Source organism: Oricola sp. (genome assembly GCF_022763245.1).
Lineage (GTDB): Bacteria > Pseudomonadota > Alphaproteobacteria > Rhizobiales > Rhizobiaceae > Oricola.
The window spans coordinates 194,728-213,895 of the sequence record NZ_JALEGV010000041.1 but is presented as its reverse complement, the minus strand read 5'-3'; the positions used below and the strand labels follow the sequence as shown (position 1 = coordinate 213,895).

Annotated in this window: 22 protein-coding genes; 11 read left to right on the top strand and 11 right to left on the bottom strand. The window is 65.3% G+C overall.

The annotated features are described in order from the left end of the window. The first annotated feature begins 69 nt into the window (after nt 1-69). The 6 genes from MRY80_RS21695 (at nt 70) to MRY80_RS21670 (ending at nt 5,830) form a co-directional block, all read left to right on the top strand. A complete protein-coding gene (locus MRY80_RS21695) occupies nt 70-1,380 on the top strand; it encodes a peptidoglycan DD-metalloendopeptidase family protein (RefSeq protein ID WP_293293334.1) in 1,311 nt (436 codons plus the stop codon). A gap of 4 nt (nt 1,381-1,384) precedes the next feature. Beyond that, entirely contained in the window at nt 1,385-2,707 is a 1,323-nt protein-coding gene (locus MRY80_RS21690) for a S41 family peptidase (RefSeq protein WP_293293333.1), read from the top strand. Between the two features lie 100 nt (nt 2,708-2,807). Beyond that, nucleotides 2,808-4,034, top strand: a complete 1,227-nt coding sequence (locus MRY80_RS21685) for a divergent polysaccharide deacetylase family protein (RefSeq protein WP_293293332.1) — start codon at nt 2,808-2,810, stop codon at nt 4,032-4,034. A gap of 8 nt (nt 4,035-4,042) precedes the next feature. Next, complete coding sequence (locus tag MRY80_RS21680; protein ID WP_293293331.1) at nt 4,043-4,573, top strand: RNA pyrophosphohydrolase; 531 nt, start codon at nt 4,043-4,045, stop codon at nt 4,571-4,573. Then, nucleotides 4,570-5,286, top strand: coding sequence for an aspartate/glutamate racemase family protein (locus tag MRY80_RS21675; protein WP_293293330.1), 717 nt, complete (start codon nt 4,570-4,572; stop codon nt 5,284-5,286). Before MRY80_RS21680 ends, MRY80_RS21675 begins: the two co-directional genes overlap by 4 nt. A 49-nt stretch (nt 5,287-5,335) precedes the next feature. Beyond that, on the top strand, nt 5,336-5,830 hold the full coding sequence (locus tag MRY80_RS21670) for an N-acetyltransferase (protein WP_293293329.1): 495 nt from the start codon (nt 5,336-5,338) through the stop codon (nt 5,828-5,830). Between the two features lie 58 nt (nt 5,831-5,888). Here MRY80_RS21670 and MRY80_RS21665 read toward each other — a convergent pair whose 3' ends face one another. The 9 genes from MRY80_RS21665 to MRY80_RS21625 form a co-directional block, all read right to left on the bottom strand. Next, complete coding sequence (locus MRY80_RS21665; protein WP_293293328.1) at nt 5,889-6,296, bottom strand: F0F1 ATP synthase subunit epsilon; 408 nt, start codon at nt 6,294-6,296, stop codon at nt 5,889-5,891. Between the two features lie 8 nt (nt 6,297-6,304). Then, nucleotides 6,305-6,502, bottom strand: coding sequence for a hypothetical protein (locus MRY80_RS21660; protein ID WP_293293327.1), 198 nt, complete (start codon nt 6,500-6,502; stop codon nt 6,305-6,307). A 32-nt stretch (nt 6,503-6,534) separates the two neighbouring features. Further along, nucleotides 6,535-7,980: a F0F1 ATP synthase subunit beta gene (gene atpD, locus MRY80_RS21655; RefSeq protein ID WP_293293326.1), complete on the bottom strand. Its 1,446-nt coding sequence runs from the start codon at nt 7,978-7,980 to the stop codon at nt 6,535-6,537. 14 nt (nt 7,981-7,994) lie between these two features. Beyond that, complete coding sequence (locus MRY80_RS21650) at nt 7,995-8,870, bottom strand: F0F1 ATP synthase subunit gamma (protein WP_293293325.1); 876 nt, start codon at nt 8,868-8,870, stop codon at nt 7,995-7,997. Nucleotides 8,871-8,906: 36 nt separating this feature from the next. Then, the gene (gene atpA, locus MRY80_RS21645; RefSeq protein WP_293293324.1) at nt 8,907-10,436 is read right to left on the bottom strand and encodes a F0F1 ATP synthase subunit alpha; all 1,530 of its coding nucleotides are present in this window, start codon (nt 10,434-10,436) and stop codon (nt 8,907-8,909) included. After that, nucleotides 10,436-10,999, bottom strand: coding sequence for a F0F1 ATP synthase subunit delta (locus MRY80_RS21640; protein ID WP_293293323.1), 564 nt, complete (start codon nt 10,997-10,999; stop codon nt 10,436-10,438). The genes atpA and MRY80_RS21640 overlap by 1 nt, the downstream gene beginning before the upstream one ends. Before the next feature lie 236 nt (nt 11,000-11,235). Next, a complete protein-coding gene (locus MRY80_RS21635) occupies nt 11,236-11,628 on the bottom strand; it encodes a DUF4345 family protein (protein WP_293293322.1) in 393 nt (130 codons plus the stop codon). Between the two features lie 26 nt (nt 11,629-11,654). After that, on the bottom strand, nt 11,655-12,539 hold the full coding sequence (locus MRY80_RS21630; protein ID WP_293293321.1) for a DMT family transporter: 885 nt from the start codon (nt 12,537-12,539) through the stop codon (nt 11,655-11,657). Nucleotides 12,540-12,652: 113 nt separating this feature from the next. Then, nucleotides 12,653-13,492: a helix-turn-helix transcriptional regulator gene (locus MRY80_RS21625; protein WP_293293320.1), complete on the bottom strand. Its 840-nt coding sequence runs from the start codon at nt 13,490-13,492 to the stop codon at nt 12,653-12,655. Nucleotides 13,493-13,619: 127 nt separating this feature from the next. Here MRY80_RS21625 and MRY80_RS21620 point away from each other — a divergent pair, with 127 nt between their 5' ends. The 4 genes from MRY80_RS21620 to MRY80_RS21605 all read left to right on the top strand — a co-directional run bounded on the left by MRY80_RS21620 (nt 13,620) and on the right by MRY80_RS21605 (nt 15,603). Then, nucleotides 13,620-13,829: a DUF2061 domain-containing protein gene (locus tag MRY80_RS21620; RefSeq protein WP_293293319.1), complete on the top strand. Its 210-nt coding sequence runs from the start codon at nt 13,620-13,622 to the stop codon at nt 13,827-13,829. An 81-nt stretch (nt 13,830-13,910) separates the two neighbouring features. Next, nucleotides 13,911-14,252 (top strand): metalloregulator ArsR/SmtB family transcription factor, encoded by a 342-nt coding sequence (locus MRY80_RS21615; RefSeq protein WP_293293318.1) that lies wholly within the window; start codon nt 13,911-13,913, stop codon nt 14,250-14,252. Further along, complete coding sequence (locus MRY80_RS21610; RefSeq protein ID WP_293293317.1) at nt 14,249-14,722, top strand: SRPBCC family protein; 474 nt, start codon at nt 14,249-14,251, stop codon at nt 14,720-14,722. The genes MRY80_RS21615 and MRY80_RS21610 overlap by 4 nt, the downstream gene beginning before the upstream one ends. Continuing rightward, nucleotides 14,722-15,603, top strand: a complete 882-nt coding sequence (locus MRY80_RS21605; protein ID WP_293293316.1) for an SRPBCC family protein — start codon at nt 14,722-14,724, stop codon at nt 15,601-15,603. Before MRY80_RS21610 ends, MRY80_RS21605 begins: the two co-directional genes overlap by 1 nt. Here MRY80_RS21605 and MRY80_RS21600 read toward each other — a convergent pair. Beyond that, nucleotides 15,592-17,778 (bottom strand): primosomal protein N', encoded by a 2,187-nt coding sequence (locus MRY80_RS21600; RefSeq protein WP_293293315.1) that lies wholly within the window; start codon nt 17,776-17,778, stop codon nt 15,592-15,594. The two genes, MRY80_RS21605 and MRY80_RS21600, sit on opposite strands and share 12 nt — an antisense overlap. 84 nt (nt 17,779-17,862) lie before the next feature. On the opposite strand from MRY80_RS21600, the gene fsa reads away from it, so the two are divergent. Beyond that, nucleotides 17,863-18,516: a fructose-6-phosphate aldolase gene (gene fsa / locus MRY80_RS21595; protein WP_293293314.1), complete on the top strand. Its 654-nt coding sequence runs from the start codon at nt 17,863-17,865 to the stop codon at nt 18,514-18,516. A 64-nt stretch (nt 18,517-18,580) separates the two neighbouring features. Here the strand turns inward: fsa and MRY80_RS21590 are convergent, their stop codons facing one another. Beyond that, nucleotides 18,581-19,114, bottom strand: a complete 534-nt coding sequence (locus tag MRY80_RS21590) for a hypothetical protein (RefSeq protein ID WP_293293313.1) — start codon at nt 19,112-19,114, stop codon at nt 18,581-18,583. Nucleotides 19,115-19,168 lie beyond the last annotated feature (54 nt).

Below are 19,168 nucleotides of genomic sequence, written 5' to 3'. Positions count from 1 at the left end.
GGTTTCATTGCCGGCACGCTCCGCTAGAGTTGCCGTCCGATTTCCAACGATTCGTCGAACCGACGCCCGATGCGCCTTCGTTCCCGTCTTGCCCTGATGCTGATCGCCGGCCTTGCCGTGGTGCCGGCGGGTGCGCAGGAGAGCGGCGGCCTGACGGATCCCGACGCGCTGGCCGTGAGCCTCGAACAGAATGCCGGCGATCTCGCCGAAATCCTGCGCGAACACGCCATCTCCGAACAGCGCAGCCGGGAGCTGGAAGAGGAGGTCGCCCGCATCCGCAAGGATCGCGCCTCGCTGAACACCGCCGTCATCCAGGCCGCCAAGACGGAGAAGAAACTCGCGGGCGACGTGCGCGATCTCGAGGAACGGCTCGTCTCCACGGGGCGTAGGGCGGACGCGGTGCGCATCAGCCTGCACGAGCGCCGCGCGCTTCTGGCCGAGGTGCTGGCGGCGCTGCAGCGCATGGGGCTCAATCCGCCGCCGGCCATCCTGGTGCGACCGGAGGACGCGCTGTCTTCGGTTCGCAGTTCCATCCTGTTGAGTGCCGTCGTGCCCGACATGCGCGAGGAAACGCTGGTGCTGATCGCGGATCTGAGGGAACTCAACCGGCTCACGGAAACCTTCCGGGCCGAGCGCGAGGAATTGCGCCAGACGATGACAGAGCAGAAGGAAGAACAGACCCGGCTGTCACTTTTGCTTGATCAGAAGAAGGCGCTGGAAAGCCGCCGGGCCGAGGATCTCGCCACCGAACAGAAGCGCGCGGCCGAACTCGCCAACCAGGCGGCGACGCTCCAGGACCTGATCGCCTCGATCGAAAAGGAGATCCAGTCCGCGCGCCAGGCCGCTGAAGCCGCGCGGCTGGATGCGGAGCGCCGGGCGGAAGAAGGACGCGAACGCGCTGAAAACCAGGACCTTTCCACCGCGCGAATCACCCCGGCCTTCGCGTTCTCCGAATTGCGCAACAAGCTCGCCAAACCGGTCATTGGCCGTACAATCACCGCATTTGGCGATGATGACGGTCTCGGGAGCCGGGCGCAGGGAGAGACGATCGATGCCGAGCCGGGCGCCTATGTCACCGCCCCGGCTGACGGATGGGTTCTCTATGCCGGACCGTTCCGGTCCTACGGACAACTCTTGATCCTGAATGTCGGAGACGACTATCATGTGGTGCTCGCCGGAATGGAGCGTATCGATGTCGGGCAGGGTCAGTTCGTTTTGGCCGGAGAGCCGATAGGTACGATGGGAAGGGTTCACTTGGCCAGTGTGTCGGCTGCGGCTGCTGCAAACGAGAACCCGACGCTCTATATAGAATTCAGGCGAAACAAAGAGCCGGTCGACCCAGCCCCGTGGTGGGAAGATGCCGGATCCGGAAGGACGTGAGATCATGATGCGCAAATTATCGTTGCTGTTTGCGGGAGCCCTGATGGGTGCCGCCTCAGTGCTGGCATTCTCCGGCAATGGCGTGGGTCCGGCGAATGCCGCCGGAAGCGACACCTACAAGCAGCTTTCGATCTTTGGCGACATCTTCGAGCGGGTTCGCGCCAATTACGTCGAAGAGCCGAGCGACAAGGAGCTGATCGAGAGCGCCATCAACGGCATGCTCACCGCGCTTGATCCGCATTCGTCCTTCCTCAACGCCGACGACGCGGCCGACATGCGCACCCAGACCCGGGGCGAGTTCGGCGGGCTCGGCATCGAGGTCACCATGGAAGACGAACTCGTCAAGGTGATCACGCCGATGTACGGCACGCCGGCCGAAAAAGCCGGGGTCCTCGCCGGTGACCTGATCGCCGAGATCGACGGCGAGGAAGTTCGCGGCCTGTCGCTGGAAGAAGCCGTCGACCGCATGCGCGGCGCGGTCAACACGCCGATCGAACTGACCATCCTGCGCGAGGGCGCCGACAAGCCGCTGACGATCACGATCGTCCGCGACATCATCAAGATGCAGGCGGTGCGCTTCCGCTCCGAGGGCGATGTCGGTTACCTGCGTGTCACCTCGTTCACCGAACAGACCTACGACAACCTGCAGGAAGGCATCGAAAAGCTCACCGAGGAAATCGGCGAGGACAAGCTCAAGGGCTTCGTGCTGGATCTGCGCCTCAATCCGGGCGGCCTGCTCGACCAGGCGATCAACGTGTCCGACGCGTTCCTGGACAAGGGTCTGGTCGTCTCCACGCGCGGCCGCGACGATCGCGACACGCGGCGCTATTCCGCCCGTCCCGGTGATCTGACGAACGGCAAGCCCGTCATCGTCCTGATCAATGGCGGCTCGGCGAGCGCATCGGAAATCGTCGCCGGCGCCCTGCAGGACCACCGCCGCGCCACCGTGGTCGGCACCCAGTCCTTCGGCAAGGGGTCCGTGCAGACGATCATCCCGCTCGGCGACAATGGCGCGCTGCGCCTGACGACGGCGCTCTACTACACGCCGGCCGGCATCTCGATCCAGGGCAAGGGCATCACGCCGGACATCAAGGTCAACCAGACCATTCCGGAGGAACTGCTCGGCCGTGACCTGTCGCGCGGCGAATCGGATTTGCGCGGCCACATCACCGGCGCCGAGGAAGACGAAGAGGGCTCCGGCTCGATCGCCTATGTGCCGAAGGATCCCGAGGAAGACGATCAGCTCGCCTTCGCGCTCGCGCTGATCCGCGGCGAGAAGACCGACCCGGCCTTCCCGCCGGACCCGGCCACGGCGCTGCCGAACTGAGCCGGACCCGCATCCGGCCAGCGTTGCCAAAGGGCCGAGGACACATGCTACAAAGGCCACCGTTTCCGGTGGCCTTTTTGATTCGCGGCGGACCCCGACGATGACCGACCTGAACGCCCCCCTTGGACAGACCGGCAGGAAGCCTGCCGGCGGCAAGGGCTCGTCATCCCCGCGCCCTCCCCGGAAAGAGCCCTCCTTCGGCGCTCCCTTCGCCGCCATCGCCATCTTCGCCACCGTCGCAACGCTCAACGCCTACGCCTTTCTCGAGCGCGCTCCCCTGCCGCGCGCGGCGTCAATCAGCCTCGCCGAGACAAACGCGCAAACGGCCGTCGCGGAGGCCGCGTCCGCGCCGAAGCGTGCCAACGACACCGGTGTGGAGGTGATCTATGCCGAGCCACGCCGGGACGCCGCGCAGCCGGAGACCGAGACGGTGCGCGCAGAACCCGATCCGACAATGCCGGAGGGCCGCGTCTCCGAAGGCGGGCCCAAGGTGATCGTGATCCGCGATCCCGCCGCCGCATCGGTCGGGCAGCCGGCCCAGATCGCGCATCTGCCGGATGACGGGGCGATCGAGGACAGCGCCTGGGGGCCCTTGCCGGTTCGCACCGACGAGGGTCGGCGGCCGATGGACATCTATGCCCGCCCCTGGTCGGAGGCCGGCGGCAAGCGCATCGCCATCGTGATCGGCGGGCTCGGCCTGTCGCAGTCGGGCACCTTGCACGCCCTGGAGGCATTGCCGCCGGAAGTGACGCTCGCATTCTCGCCCGAGGGCAACAGCCTGACGCGGTGGATGCGGCAGGCACGCAAGCAGGGCCACGAACTTCTCCTGCAGGTGCCGATGGAACCCTTCGGCTATCCGGCGAACGACCCGGGTCCGCACACGCTGACGGTCGGGGCAGACACCGAGGCCAATCTGGACAATCTGCGCTGGGCGCTCGCCCAGATCACCAACTACACCGGTGTCGTGAATTATCTCGGCGGCCGGTTCGGCAATGCCGACGCCGCGATCGCGCCGGTGCTGCGCGAGATCGGCGCGCGGGGCCTCCTCTATTTCAACGACGGAACCGCCGGCGGCGAGAAACTCGGGGCGCTCGCCAGCGCGCTCGACGTGCCTTATGTCTCCGGAGACGTCACGTTGGACGAGACACGCGATCCGGCCGCGATCACCGATCGGCTGAAGGAGCTCGAAAAGCGCGCCGCGGTGAACGGCTTTGCCGTCGGCACCGGTTCGGCGCTGGAAGTGACCGTGGATGCCGTCGCCGATTGGGCGAACGGCGCCAAGAAACGCGGCTTCGAGATCGTCGGCATCTCGGCGCTGGCGCGATAGAGGGAAGCATGGGGAAAGAGAAGATCAAAGCGCAAGACCTGCCCTACCGGCCCTGTGTCGGCATCATGGTGCTGAACGATCGGGGCCTCGTCTGGGCGGGCAAACGGGCGAAGGACGGCAACACCGAATATTCGGGCCATCCCAAGCTCTGGCAGATGCCCCAGGGCGGCATCGACAAGGGCGAGGATCCCTTGCCGGCGGCGTATCGGGAACTCTACGAGGAGACCGGCATCGCGTCGGTCGAGTTGATCGCCGAGGCGCCGGACTGGATCAATTACGACCTGCCCGAAGACATGATCGGCATCGGGCTGAAGGGGAAGTATCGCGGCCAGACCCAGAAATGGTTCGCCTTTCGCTTCACCGGCCTGGAGAGCGAGGTCCAGATCGACCCGCCGCCGGACGGCCATGAGCGCGAATTCGAGGAGTGGGCCTGGCTGCCGATGGCGGATCTGCCCGAGTTGATCGTTCCCTTCAAACGTGGCGTCTATGAAGAGGTCGTGCGCGTATTCAGCCATCTTGCCGGGCCGGAGGCGTCATGATGCTGATCGGCCTGCTCGGCGGAATGAGCTGGGAATCGACCGCGATCTACTATCGCGAGATGAACCGCGCGGCGAACCGCAGTCTCGGCGGCCTGCATTCCGCCCGGATCCTGATGCACTCCGTCGATTTCGAACACATCCAGCGGTGCCAGCATGACGGCAAATGGGGCGAATGCGCCCGGATCCTCGTTGAGGCCGGACGCTCGCTGAAGGCCGGCGGCGCGTCGTTCCTCGTGCTCGCCACCAACACCATGCACAAGCTCGCCGACGAGATCGAGGAAGGGTCCGGCCTGCCGATGCTGCATATCGCCGACCCGACGGGCGACGCGCTGCAGCGGGCCGGACACACCAGGATCGGCCTTCTGGCCACCCGCTTCACCATGGAGGAGCGGTTCTACCGTCACCGCCTCGAAAGCCGCTATCACTTCGACGTCGTCGTGCCCGACGAGGAGGAACGCGCCGACATCCACGGCATCATCTACGATGAGCTGTGTCACGGCACCGTGATCGACACGTCCGCGGCCCGTTTTCGGCAAATCATCGATCACCTGAAGTGGTCTGGGTGCGAGGCCGTCATACTCGGGTGCACGGAAATCGGCATGCTGGTGTCGGCCGATTCGTCTCCCCTGCCCGTGTTCGACACGACCGCTTTGCATGCGCAGGCTGCGGTCGGGCTGGCGCTGCAGGGCGAACTGATCGGGTTGAAGGACTGACGCCCTCGAGCGGGCGGCGCGAAACCGAAGGAGCGGATAAGCCGTGATCTTGCAGAAGACGAAGTTTCGACCATGCGAGCCGGAAGACCGCTACGCGATCCTTGCGCTTCAGCGCCGCGCATTCGGCGGCGAAGGAGAGGCCCAACTGGTCGACGCGTTGCTTGACGGGCCGCTCGAGTGCATCTCCATGGTGGCGGAACTCGACGGCATGATCGTCGGCCATGTCCTGCTGAGCCGGCTCGTTGGCCCTGAACGGGCGCTGGCGCTCGCCCCGCTCGGCGTCGATCCGGAGTGGCGCGATTTCCTCATCGGCACGGAACTCACCAACCGCGCCATCGCCAAGGCGCGTGACGAAGACTGGCATGCGATCTTCGTGGTCGGCGATCCGGTCTATTACGGCCGTTTCGGCTTCAAGGCGGACCTGGCGGAGCATGTGGGAACGCCCTATCCCGGGCCGCATTTCATGGCGCTGGAACTGGTGCCGGGTGCCGTTGCCGACTATCGCGGCGACGTGCGCTACGCCGAGGCGTTCGAAGGCGTCTGAAAACGCAAAACGGCCCGCGTCACCGCGAGCCGTCGTCATTTGCTTTGCGCTGCGGGCCTCAGGCCGGAAGGATTGCACCCTGCAGCGTGGTCAGCTGGTCGAGATACATCTGCGCCTTGGCGCGGCCCTCGTCGTCCCTGGCGTCGGAGACGTCTTCACGCGCGTCGGAGATGCGCTGCTCGATCTCGGCCCGGTCGATATCCTTCACATTGACCGCCGATTCGGCGAGCAGGGTGCAGGAATCCGGCATGATGTCGATGAAGCCGCCGAACACGCAATAGCGCTCGGCCTGTCCGCTGGCATTCTTCACCTCGACCACGCCCGGCTGAAGTGTCGCCATCACCGGCGCATGCTGGGCGAGGACCGTGAAATAGCCTTCCTGCCCCGGCACGACGACCTCGAGAACGTCCTCGGAAACCAGAAGACGTTCCGGAGAAACCAGTTCGAATTTGAATGCGTCAGCCATGGGTCCGCTCACTCAGACTGTGGTTGCATAACCGCCGCGACGAGCCCCAGAACCACGCCGATCGCGGTTCCTGCGGCCACGTTGAACGCGACGCTGTTGGAGTAGGTCCAGCCGAAGAACTGATCCAGGGAGTCCGGTCCGATCAGGAACCCGACAAAGGCACCGGCCAAGGCAATTTCGGCGATGGTGACCAGTCGGTTGTTCATGATCGTTCCGGCGTTCCCGTCCCCCGCGTCGATCAGGCCGCTTCAGCGGCCAGTTTCTGTGCCTTCTCGATCGCTTCCTCGATGGTGCCGACCATGTAGAAGGCGGCTTCGGGGAGGTGATCGTATTCGCCTTCGACCAGGCCCTTGAAGCCCTTGATCGTGTCGGCGAGGTCGACGAGCTTGCCCGGCGAGCCGGTGAAGACTTCGGCGACGAAGAAGGGCTGCGACAGGAAGCGCTCGATCTTGCGGGCGCGTGCCACGGTCAGCTTGTCCTCTTCCGACAGCTCGTCCATGCCGAGGATGGCGATGATGTCCTGAAGGGCCTTGTAGCGCTGCAGCGTCTGCTGCACGTCACGGGCGACCTTGTAGTGCTCTTCGCCGACGACCTGCGGGTCGAGCATGCGCGAGGTGGAGTCGAGCGGGTCCACGGCCGGGTAGATGCCCTTTTCCGAGATCGCGCGGTTCAACACCGTCGTCGCGTCAAGGTGCGCGAACGAGGTTGCCGGCGCCGGGTCGGTCAAGTCGTCGGCCGGCACATAGATGGCCTGCACCGAGGTGATCGAGCCCTTGGTGGTCGTGGTGATGCGTTCCTGCATCTGGCCCATGTCGGTGGCCAGCGTCGGCTGATAACCCACGGCCGAAGGAATACGGCCGAGAAGCGCCGACACTTCCGAACCCGCCTGGGTGAAGCGGAAGATGTTGTCCACGAAGAACAGCACGTCCTGGCCCTGGTCACGGAAATGCTCGGCGACCGTCAGGCCGGTCAGAGCGACGCGGGCGCGGGCGCCGGGCGGCTCGTTCATCTGGCCGTAGACAAGCGCGGCCTTGGAACCCGTGGTCGAACCGTTGTGTTCGGACGGATCCATGTTCACCTTGGATTCGATCATTTCCCAGTAAAGGTCGTTGCCTTCACGCGTACGCTCGCCGACACCGGCGAAGACCGAGTAACCGCCATGCGCCTTCGCGACGTTGTTGATCAGTTCCATGATCAGAACCGTCTTGCCGACGCCGGCGCCGCCGAACAGGCCGATCTTGCCGCCCTTCGCGTAAGGCGCGAGCAGGTCGACGACCTTGATGCCGGTGACGAGAATCTCGGCTTCCGTGGACTGCTCCACATATTCCGGCGCTTCCTGGTGGATGGCGCGGGTGGTCTCGGTGGTGATCGGGCCGACTTCGTCGACCGGCTCGCCGATCACGTTCATGATGCGGCCGAGCGTTTCGTCGCCCACCGGCACCATGATCGGGGATCCGGTGTCGGTCACCGGCTGGCCGCGCACGAGACCCTCGGTGGAGTCCATCGCGATGCAGCGCACGGTGTTTTCGCCGAGGTGCTGCGCGACCTCGAGAACGAGGCGCTGGCCGTTGTTGTCAGATTCGAGCGCGTTCAGGATCGCCGGCAGGTGATCGGTGAACTGAACGTCCACAACTGCGCCGATGACCTGGGAAATCTTTCCCGAAGTTTCTGCTTGTGCCGTCATCGTGTTACCCTTCCTTACAGCGCTTCCGCGCCAGAAATGATTTCAATCAGTTCCTTGGTGATCTGCGCCTGACGCTGGCGGTTGTAGGTGATCGTCAACTTGTCGATCATCTCGCCGGCGTTGCGCGTCGCATTGTCCATCGCGCTCATCCGGGCGCCCTGTTCGGACGCCGCGTTTTCGAGCAGGGCACGGAAGACCTGCACCGAGATGTTGCGCGGGATCAGGTCGTCGAGAATCGAGATCGCATCCGGTTCGTAGTCATAGACCGCCGATCCGGCGCTTTCGGCTTCGACGCCGGCGGATGCCGGAATGAGCCGTTGCGCCGTCGGGACCTGGGCGATCACCGACCGGAATTCCGAATAGAACAGCGTGCAGACGTCGAATTCGCCGGCCTCGAACAGGTCGATGATCTTCTTGCCGATGTCGTCGGCGTTGTTGAAGCCGAGCTTCTTGACGTCGCGCAGGTCGACACGGTCGATCACGTGGCTGCCGAGATCGCGGCGCAGGACGTCAAAGCCCTTCTTGCCGACGGTCAGGATCTTCACCGTCTTGCCCGAAGCCAGGAGCTTGCGGGCGTGATCACGCGCCAGGCGCGCGATCGACGAGTTGAAGCCGCCGCAAAGGCCGCGTTCGGCGGTGCAGACGACGAGCAGATGCACGTCGTCCTTGCCGGTGCCGACCATCAGCTTCGGCGCATCGTCACCGTCGCCGAGCGTCTGGGCGATATTGGCGAGAACCGCACCCATGCGCTGCGAATACGGCCGTGCGGCCTCGGCCGCTTCCTGGGCGCGGCGCAGTTTCGCGGCCGCGACCATCTGCATGGCCTTGGTGATCTTCTGCGTCGCCTTGACCGAAGAGATACGGTTTCGAAGGTCCTTGAGTGAAGGCATGCCCGATCGTTCCGTGTTTGAGTTTCGGCCCGTGCCTTACGCGAAGGTCTTCGCGAATGCGTCGATCTGCGCCTTCAGCTTGGCTTCGATCTCGTCGGACAGCTTCTGCTCGGTGCGGATCGCTTCCAGCACGTCCTTGCCTTCGCTGCGGAGATAGGCAAGCAGGCCCTGTTCGAACTTGCCGACGTCGGAGACGGCCAGCTTGTCGAGATAGCCCTTCACGCCGGCGTAGATCACGGAGACCTGCTCTTCCGTCTTCAGCGGCGAGAACTGCGGCTGCTTCAGGAGTTCGGTCAGGCGCGCGCCACGGTTGAGGAGGCGCTGCGTCGCGGCGTCGAGGTCGGAGCCGAACTGCGCGAAGGCCGCCATCTCGCGGTACTGCGCCAGCTCGCCCTTGATCGAGCCTGCAACCTGCTTCATCGCCTTGATCTGGGCCGAGGAGCCGACGCGCGACACCGACAGGCCGACGTTCACGGCCGGACGGATGCCCTGGAAGAACAGGTCGGTCTCGAGGAAGATCTGGCCGTCGGTGATCGAGATCACGTTGGTCGGAATGAAGGCCGAGACGTCGTTGCCTTGGGTTTCGATGACCGGCAGAGCGGTCAGCGAACCGGCGCCGTGGTCGTCGTTCAGCTTCGCGGCGCGCTCAAGCAGGCGCGAGTGAAGGTAGAAGACGTCGCCCGGATAGGCTTCGCGGCCCGGCGGGCGGCGCAGCAGCAGGGACATCTGGCGGTAGGCGACGGCCTGCTTGGACAGATCGTCGTAGCCGATCAAGGCATGCATGCCGTTGTCGCGGAAATACTCGCCGATCGCGCAGCCGGCGAACGGTGCGAGATACTGCATCGGAGCCGGGTCGGACGCGGTCGCGGCGATGACGACCGAATATTCCAGCGCGCCGCGCTCTTCGAGCACCTTCACGAACTGGGCGACGGTCGAACGCTTCTGGCCGATGGCGACGTAGACGCAGTAGAGCTTGTCCTTCTCAGGGCCGTTCTCGTGGATCGGCTTCTGGTTCAGGAAGGTGTCGAGAATGATCGCGGTCTTGCCGGTCTGGCGGTCGCCGATGACCAGCTCGCGCTGGCCGCGGCCGACCGGGATCAGGGCGTCGATGGCCTTCAGGCCGGTCGACATCGGCTCATGCACCGACTTGCGGGGGATGATGCCGGGAGCCTTCACGTCGACGCGCGAACGGCTTTCGTAATAGATCGGGCCCTTGCCGTCGATCGGGTTGCCGAGAGCGTCGACGACGCGGCCGAGCAGGCCCTTGCCAACCGGCACGTCCACGATGGCGCCGGTCCGCTTGACGGTGTCGCCTTCCTTGATGTCACGGTCGGCACCGAAGATCACGACGCCGACATTGTCGGTTTCGAGGTTCAGGGCCATGCCGCGAATGCCGCCGGGGAATTCGACCATCTCACCGGCCTGGACGTTGTCCAGACCGTAGACGCGGGCGATACCGTCACCCACCGACAGAACGGAACCGACTTCGGAGACTTCCGCTTCCTGTCCGAAATTCTTGATTTGGTCTTTAAGGATTGCGGAAATTTCCGCGGCGCGAATATCCATCAGCCGACCTCTTTCAGCGCGAGCTTCATTGATGACAATTTGGTGCGAAGCGATGTGTCGATCTGACGCGAGCCCATCTTGACGATCAGTCCGCCAAGAAGCGACGGATCGACGGTCACGGCGATCTCCACATCCTTGCCGGCGACGTCCTTCAACGCCGCCTTCAAATCCTGTTCCTGTTCGGCGGTCAGCGCGAACGCGCTGGCCACCTGAGCCGAGACAATGCCCTTGTGCTCGGCCGCGATCACCCGGAACGCCTCGATCATGCCGGGCAGGGCGAACAAACGGCGGTTGGAAGCAACGACCTTGAGGAAGTTGCCGAACACGCCCTGAAGACCCGCCCGCTCGATGATCGTCCCGATCGCCTTGACCTGCTCGTCGGTCGAGAAAACCGGGCTGGCGATCAGACGCCGCAGGTCTTCGCTTTCGCCGAGCAGCGCCTCGAACGCACCGAGCTGATCCTCGACAGTGGCGAGGACGCCGGACTCGAGCGCGATGTCAAAAAGGGACTGAGCGTATCGGGAAGCTACACCGGAAGTGAGAGATGAGGTAGCCACAGGCAATCGCTTCTCTGTCTAGCCTCAATGCGCGCACTGAATGAAGCCGAAGGGCCATGCGCAACGCATTGATCTTGTTGATATTTCTGAATCGCAACATGGCACGGCAATCGCACCCCGCCTGCGAATTGCGAGCCGTCTAGCACATGCTTTTCGCGCGTGCAACACGACGCCACTCGCCTTTTGTCGCAGAAAGGCCTGATTCAGGCGTCACATGGAACGGTTTGAGCCGCCTGAACGGCTCAGGCCACGACGCCCAATGCGAAGAGCAGGGGCGCGGCCGCCAGCGCCGCCTCGATCACGATCGAGATCCAGTTGAACGACGTGTTGCCGCGATCGACCAGGATCGACACCAGCCGGCCGAAGGCGGTGAACGCCCATCCCGCGCCGAGCGTCATCCAGACAAAGGGCTGGTTGACCAGGATCGCGAAGATCGACACCCCCAAATAGAAGCCGGCCATCGTCGCCCTGCTTTCCGACACCGCCTGCGGAATGCCTTCCGCGGTGCGAAGCCGCATGATGCGAAAGGCGAGACCGGGCGTCAAAAGGCAGATCAGGCCGAAGCCGAGCGTGACGAGAGCGGACGCCCAGGCCAGCCATTCACCGGGCGATTGCGGGGGAATGATGGAAAACATGGCGACGGCTCCTCCCGTTTGCGGCGTCAGCGCTCCACCGGCGCCGAGACCCGCGCCAGCCGCAGCCGGCGCTCGCGATACATCAGATAGAGGCCGCTGGCGCAGATGATCGCCGCGCCAAGCACTGTCCAGCCATCCGGCAGATCGCCGAACACAATGAAGCCCAGCAGGGTCATCCACAAGAGCTGGCTGTAGACGAAGGGCGCCAGCTTGGCCGCCGAGGCGATGCGGCTGGCCTTGATGAACATGGTGTGCCCGATCAGGCCGAACACGCCGAAGACAAGCAGCAGGCCCGAATCGAACAGCGTCGCCGGCACCTGCGCCTGCATGACGGCGACCGGCCCGAGGAGAAGGATGCCGACAAGGGACGGATAAAAGACGAGGCTGGCCTCGGTCTCGCTGCCGGCGAGCTTGCGGGTCAGGATGCCGTAGATCGCGTAGACCAGGGTCGCGGCGACGGAATAGAGGATCGCCGGATCGAACATGCCCGTGCCGGGGCGCACGACGACCAGAACGCCGACAAAGCCGGTGATGATGGCCGCCCAGCGGCGCATGCCAGCCCATTCGCCGAGCATCGGACCGGCGAGCGCCGTGATCACCATCGGCGCGGACAGGAAGACCGACACGGTCTGGGCGAGCTGCAGCGTTTCTAGCGCCTTGAAGTTCAGAAGCGTCGTCGACGGCAGGGCGATGCCGCGCAGCAATTGCAGCGCGATGTTGTTCATCCGCCAGACGTCCGGGTTCGACCATGCCCGGGACAGCACGAACTGGACGAGCGCCTGCGACAGGAAGCGGCACCAGACGACGAAGGTCGCCGTCAATCCGGACGCGATCAGATATTTACCCGACGTGTCGAGGAGCGCGAACAGGAAGAACATGCCGAGCGCCAGCGTGAGCGCGACAGGCGGCATCGCTTCTGTGTCGATATCTCTGCGGACGGTGTTGGGAGACAAGTCGGGGCTTTCGGTGTCCTTGCGTGCATGCGCCCGGGCGGGGGCGAAGTCAAAGAAAAAGCGCGGCGGTCCTATCCGAGATAGGAGAGGATCTCGTCGGGCACGGAGCGCGCATCGATATCGGATTCGCGCACCAGCTGGTCGAAATGCTGGGTCAGCGCGCGCACCTGCCGGTTCTCCCGAAACACCATGTAGAACTGTCCGACATAGACGACCGCGAGCAGCGGCCCGAACACCGTGATCGGCGCGGAAAAGACGCGCTTGCTGTCGTAGAGATAGACCCTGAGTGACGGATAGAGCCGAGCGCAGCTCTCCGCCATTCCCTCGATCTGCCGGCGCGCCACGTCCCGCGGCAGGCCCTTCCAGTAGCCCTCACCGCGCGCCAGCGATTCCACCATGTCGCGCGAAACGCAGATCTCGTAGTCGCTGCCGGGCGCGCGCAGCCACTCGACCGTGTCGCGCAAGGACTGCATCGCCTGTTCCGGCGTCTTCGAAAGGAAGGCGGCATATTCCCAGCCCAGCACCTCCTCGGTCTTGAGGATGTCCGGCAGGGTCGCGGAAACATGCCTGATCTTGTGGCCGGCGGCCTCGCGGTGCCAGGCGATGATCTGGTCGTCGGCCGGGGCGCGATGGGCATCGGCGATGCGGAAGCTGGTCGACAGGAGATCGGCCGCCGTCTCGCTGCGCTCGGTCAGGCCGAGCAGCCAGTCGGCGCTGACGCCGAGCGCGGTCGCGAATTCCGCCGCCAGATGCGCATTGGGAAGGCGCGGATCGTCGCCATTGAGGATCTGCGCGACGGTCGAGCGGTCGACATGGCAGCTGCGCGCCAGCCCGCTGCGCGAGATGCCGGTCGCGGCCATGCGTTCGCTGACGCGTCTTCGAAACAGATCCGCCCGATCTTCCTTGCGCATGCGCAGTATCTACACAGATTGGTGATTTTTCTCAACATTTCGGAAAAAAGTTTCGAGAATTACAAATTGCCGTCAAATCGCGGGAAGCCTAGGCGAGGGCTGCAACCCGAACCGAAAGCAACAGCAAATGGACACGAAAATCCGAACCGTCGCCAAGGCGGTCACCTGGCAGATCCTCGGCCTCGTCACGATGAGCACGCTCGCATTCTGGCAGACAGGCTCGATCGGCAGCGCCGTCTCGCTCGCCCTCTCGGCCAGCCTGACCAGCATCGGATTCTACGTCCTGCACGAACGCGCCTGGGGCCGCATCCGCTGGGGACGCAAGGCGCGGGCGTAAGCGCAAACCCCGTCCGTCAAAAACTTAGCCAGATTGCGAAGTTTTCCTTGCGCGGACCGTCGCGGATTGATACTTAGCAACATGGCTAAGCATGATACCGAACTCTCGCTGATCTTCCACGCCCTCGCCGATCCGACGCGCCGGTCGATCCTGTCGCAGCTCGGCGATTCGCCCGCACGGGTGACGGATCTGGCCGAGCCGACGGGGCTGCGCCTGCCGACGGTGATGCGTCACCTCTCGGTGCTGGAGGAGGCCGGATTGATCACCACGTCCAAGGAGGGACGGGTGCGAACCTGCGCCATCGTTCCCGAAGCGCTCGAACCGGCGCGGACATGGCTCGACGAACAGCGGGCCATCTGGGAGGCGCGTCTCGACCGCCTCGACGACTACGTGATGAAACTGATGAAGGAACGCCATTCATGATACCGGATCTCGACCCACAGACCGACCTGAGCTTCACCCGCACGCTGGCCGCGCCACGGCGTCTTATTTGGGAATGCTGGACGAAGCCGGAGCACATTCCGCATTTCTTCGTTCCCGCCCCCCACAAGGTGACCGCGGTGGACATCGACCTTCGGGTCGGCGGACGGTTCAACACGACCTTCGAGGTCGAAGGCCAGACGATGGAGAACAACGGCGTCTATCTGGACGTTGTCGACGGCGAGAAGCTCGTCTTCACGGACGCCTATTCGGAAGGCTGGAAGCCTGCGCCCGACCCGTTCATGACCGCGATCCTTCTCCTCGGGGATGCTCCGGGGGGCCAGACGACCTACAACGCGATCGCCCGCCATCGCACGCCCGACACCCGCAAGACGCATGAGGACATGGGCTTCTATGACGGCTGGGGCACGGTGGCGACGCAGCTGGAAGCCTATGCGAAGGGGTTGATGTGATGCGCCCGGGCTTCGCGACGCTAACGTTCGAACGGGAGATGGCCGCACCGCTTTCCGTGTCGTGGGCGGCCTGGACGGCTCCTGCCGCCCGCGCCGTCTGGTCGCCTCCCTCGCCGTCGGTGACCGTGGAATTCCTGGAGGCCGATGCGCGCGTCGGCGGCCGGGAGGTCTCCATCTGCAAGGTCGAGGGCGAGCCGGACATGCGCTGCGACATCGGCTGGCTCGCCATGGAGCCGGAGGTTCGCAGCGTGAATTACGAGGTGGTCTCGTCGCAGGGCACGACCCAATCGGCCGCCCTGGTGACGGCGGATTTCACCGGCGACGGCGAACGCAGCCGGCTGGTCGTGACGGTCCAGCTCTCCTCGCTGGCGGCGGACATGGAGGCCGGCTATCGCGCGGGCTTCGGCGCCGGCATGGACAATCTCGCCGGCGTGGCCGAGCGCACCATGATCTTGCAGCGCGTCATCCGGGCGCCGCGATCCGTCGTCTGGGGCGCGTGGATGAACCCGGAGACGCTGCCGCAATGGTGGGGCCCGGACGGGTTTTCCTGCCGCACGCAGCGGATCGACCTGCGCTCCGGCGGCGAATGGGTGTTCGACATGATCGCCCCCGACGGCACCGTCTTCCCCAACCACCATCTCTATCACGACGTGCAGCCCGAGGAACGCTTCGGCTACGCCCTGCTGTGGGGCGAAAACGGGCCGAAACACGCCGACGCCTGGGCCTCGTTCGAGGACGAGGACGGGGCGACTAAGGTCACGCTCGGCATGGTCTTCTCGACGGCGGCCGAGTTCCAAGAGGCCAAAGGCTTCGGCGCGGTGGAACTGGGATACCAGACCCTCGGCAAGCTCGACAGCTTCGTCGCATCCTCACAGGAATGATTGCGGGTCGATATCGACGCTGACCCGTACCGATCCGCGCGGGCGCGGCGCGTCGGTGATCATCCGGCGCAGGAAGGCCTGCATGTCGGCACGCTGCGGGCCGTGGACGAGCAGGCGAAAGCGATGCCGTCCGCGAATCAGCGCCAGCGGCGCTTCGGCCGGCCCGAGCACCATGATGTCGCCGGCCGGCGCGGCGGCACGCAGCGCCCGGCCGTGCATTTCCGCCTCCGCCCGGCTCGCCGCCGAGACGATGATCGCGGCGAGCCGGCCGAAGGGCGGCAGGTGGCCGCGCTCGCGCTCGGCGATCTGGTTTTCATAGAAGGCCTGCGCGTCGCCCGAGACGATGGCGCGCATCGCCGGATGCTCCGGCTGGAAGGTCTGGATCAGGCCTTGGCTCTTCTTGCCGGTTCGCCCGGCCCGGCCCGTGACCTGGCTGAGGAGCTGGAACGTGCGTTCGGCGGCGCGCGGATCGCCATTGGCAAGGCCGAGATCGGCATCCACCACGCCGACCAGCGTCATGTTCGGAAAGTTGTGCCCCTTGGCGACAAGCTGCGTGCCGATGACGATATCGACGTCGCCCTTCTCCACCGCCTCCAGTTCCAGCCGCAGGCGCTTCACCCCGCCCAGCATGTCCGACGACAGGACGAGCGCGCGGGCGTCGGGGAAGCGCTGCACGACCTCTTCCGCGATGCGCTCGATGCCCGGTCCGCAGGCGACCAGGTGGTCGAGCGTGCCGCATTCGGGGCAGGCCTGCGGCACCGGCTCGTGGTGGCCGCAATGGTGGCACATGAGCTGGCCGCGGAACCGGTGCTCGACCAGCCAGGCCGAACAATCCGGGCACTGGAACCGGTGCCCGCACACACGGCACAGCGTCAAAGGCGCGTAGCCCCGTCGATTGAGAAACAGCAGCGACTGCTCGCCGCGCTCCAGCGTCTGCTCGACCGCCTTGAGAAGCGGCGGGGACAGGAAGCCGCCGCGCGCCGGCGGCGTGCGCCGCATGTCGACGGCCTTCAGGTCGGGCAAGGCCGCCTCGGCGTAGCGCCGCTCCATCCGCACATGCCCGTAGCGGCCCGCCTCGGCGTTGTAGCGCGTCTCCACCGACGGCGTCGCGCTCGACAGGATCACCGAACAGCCGCCGATATGGGCGCGCACCACCGCCATGTCGCGGGCATGGTAGAAAACGCGGTCCTCCTGCTTGTAGGCGGGATCGTGTTCCTCATCGACCACGATCAGACCGAGTTCGCGAAACGGCAGGAACAGCGCCGACCGCGCGCCGGCGACGACGCGCACGCGCCCGTCGGCCACCTGCCGCCAGACGCGCTCGCGCATCTTCGGCGACAGGTCGGAATGCCACTCCGCCGGCGGCGCGCCGAAGCGGTCGTGAAAGCGCTCTAGCACGCTCTGGGTCAGCGCGATTTCCGGCAGCATGACCAGCACCTGCCGGCCCTGTTTCAATGCGGCCGCGACGGCCTCGAAATAGACTTCGGTCTTGCCGGAGCCTGTCACGCCCTCGAGAAGCGTCGCCGCGTAGCCTCCCGCCTCCACCGGCGCGCAGAGCGCCTCGGCCGCATGCGTCTGGTCGTCCGACAGCGTCGCGGCCGAGAATTCCGGATCCGGCGCCGCGGCGACCGGCGGCGGCGGCAGCGCGATCTCGTCGAAACACCCCGCCTTGGCGAGACCATCGACGACCGAGACCGACACCCCAGCGGCATGGGCGAGCCCGGAACGGGTCCAGCCGAAGCCGTCGCGGGCCAATTCCAGCACGCGGCCACGCGCCGCCGTCATGCGTTCCGGCTCCGCAGTCGTGCGCCGCAGCCCTGGCATGGGCGGTTCCGGATCGAAGGCCGCGGGCACGCGCAGAACCATGCGCGCCACCATGCCCGGCGCCGTCAAGGTGTAGCGCGCGACCCAGTCGATGAAGCGGCGCATCTCGCGGGTGAGCGGCGGACATTCATACAGATGTTCGATGGCGCGCAGCTTCACCGGATCGACGGTGTCGGCCGTGACCCCGTCCCACACCACGCCCGCGACGAGGCGCGGGCCGAGCGGGATCGCGACGATCGAACCCGGCACGACCGCCATGCCGTCCGGCACGACATAGCTGTAGGGCCGTTCCGAGGGCGTTGGAACGAGCACCGGAACGACGCGGGAGGGATGGGGCGAATCTGACGGCATTACCCCGTGACCTTGCCGCCTCTTTGGTCTAAACGGAAGCCCGATTGAATTGACCGGCTAGGCACAGAACACAGGGATCCAGCCATGAAGTTTTTTGTCGACACTGCGGACACCAACGAAATCCGCGAACTCAACGAGATCGGCCTCGTGGACGGCGTGACCACCAATCCGTCGCTGATCATGAAGTCCGGGCGTGACATCACCGAGGTGACCAAGGAGATCTGCGACATGATCGACGGTCCGGTTTCGGCGGAAGTCACCGCGACCGACTTCGACGGCATGATGGCCGAGGGCAAGGTGCTGGCGAAGATCGCCGACAACATCTGCATCAAGCTTCCGCTCACCTTCGAGGGCCTGAAGGCCTGCAAGGCGCTGACCTCTGAAGGCTTCAAGACCAATGTGACGCTGTGCTTCTCGGCCAACCAGGCGCTGCTCGCCGCCAAGGCCGGCGCGACCTACATCTCGCCCTTCCTCGGCCGGCTCGACGACATCGGCATCAACGGCATGGAGCTGATCGGCGAGATCCGCACGATCTACGACAATTACGGCTTCCAGACGGAAATCCTCGCGGCCTCGATCCGCACCGTCAACCACGTCAAGGAAGCCGCCCTGATCGGTTCCGACGTCGCGACCGTGCCGCCCTCCGTGCTCAAGGCGCTGGTCAAGCACCCACTGACCGACAAGGGCCTCGAGGCCTTCCTCGCCGATTGGGCGAAGACCGGCCAGAAGATCCTCTGACCACGGTTCCCACAAACGCATGAAGCCCGCCGGTCCGGCGGGCTTTTTCGTTTCAGCATCGCGCTCAGCGAGTGGAGGCGAAGCCGAGCCGGTTTCTCAGGCGGTCGATGAGCCGCTCCTGCGCGCCCCGGTCGCCGCCGCTCGCGGCCATGACATGTTCGGCGATCGCCATCAGCTGTTCACGCTCTTCGACCGACAGCGTCTCGACCAGATAGGGCGAAATCAGCCGCATCGGCGTCGACGCGTCGACGCTCTGCGCCGCCGCCCATTTTCCGTAGACGATCGCCTCTTCGACCAGTTCCGCATCGCGTGAAACGGGACCCAGCGCCTCGCGAAGAGAGGCTTCCGCACGATCGTCGAACCGGCCCTGATCCTCGGCCATCGCGATGATGAGCGTGGCGGCCGCGACCACCGGATCGTCGATGGCGGTGTAGGGGCTCTTGTTCGCCTTGTCGCGAAACCGCTTGCGGGTGATTGCGCCGCGCGCCCTCTGGGCCGCGTCGACCACTTCGCCGGCGACCTGGCCGGCTGCGCGAATGCGATACCACCAGAAGCCGGCGGCAGCGACAGCGCCCAATATCAAGACAAGTATATGCAAGAGGTGCTCCAGCGTAGAAAAGCATCGACAAAGCCCTCGACTTATCAAACACGG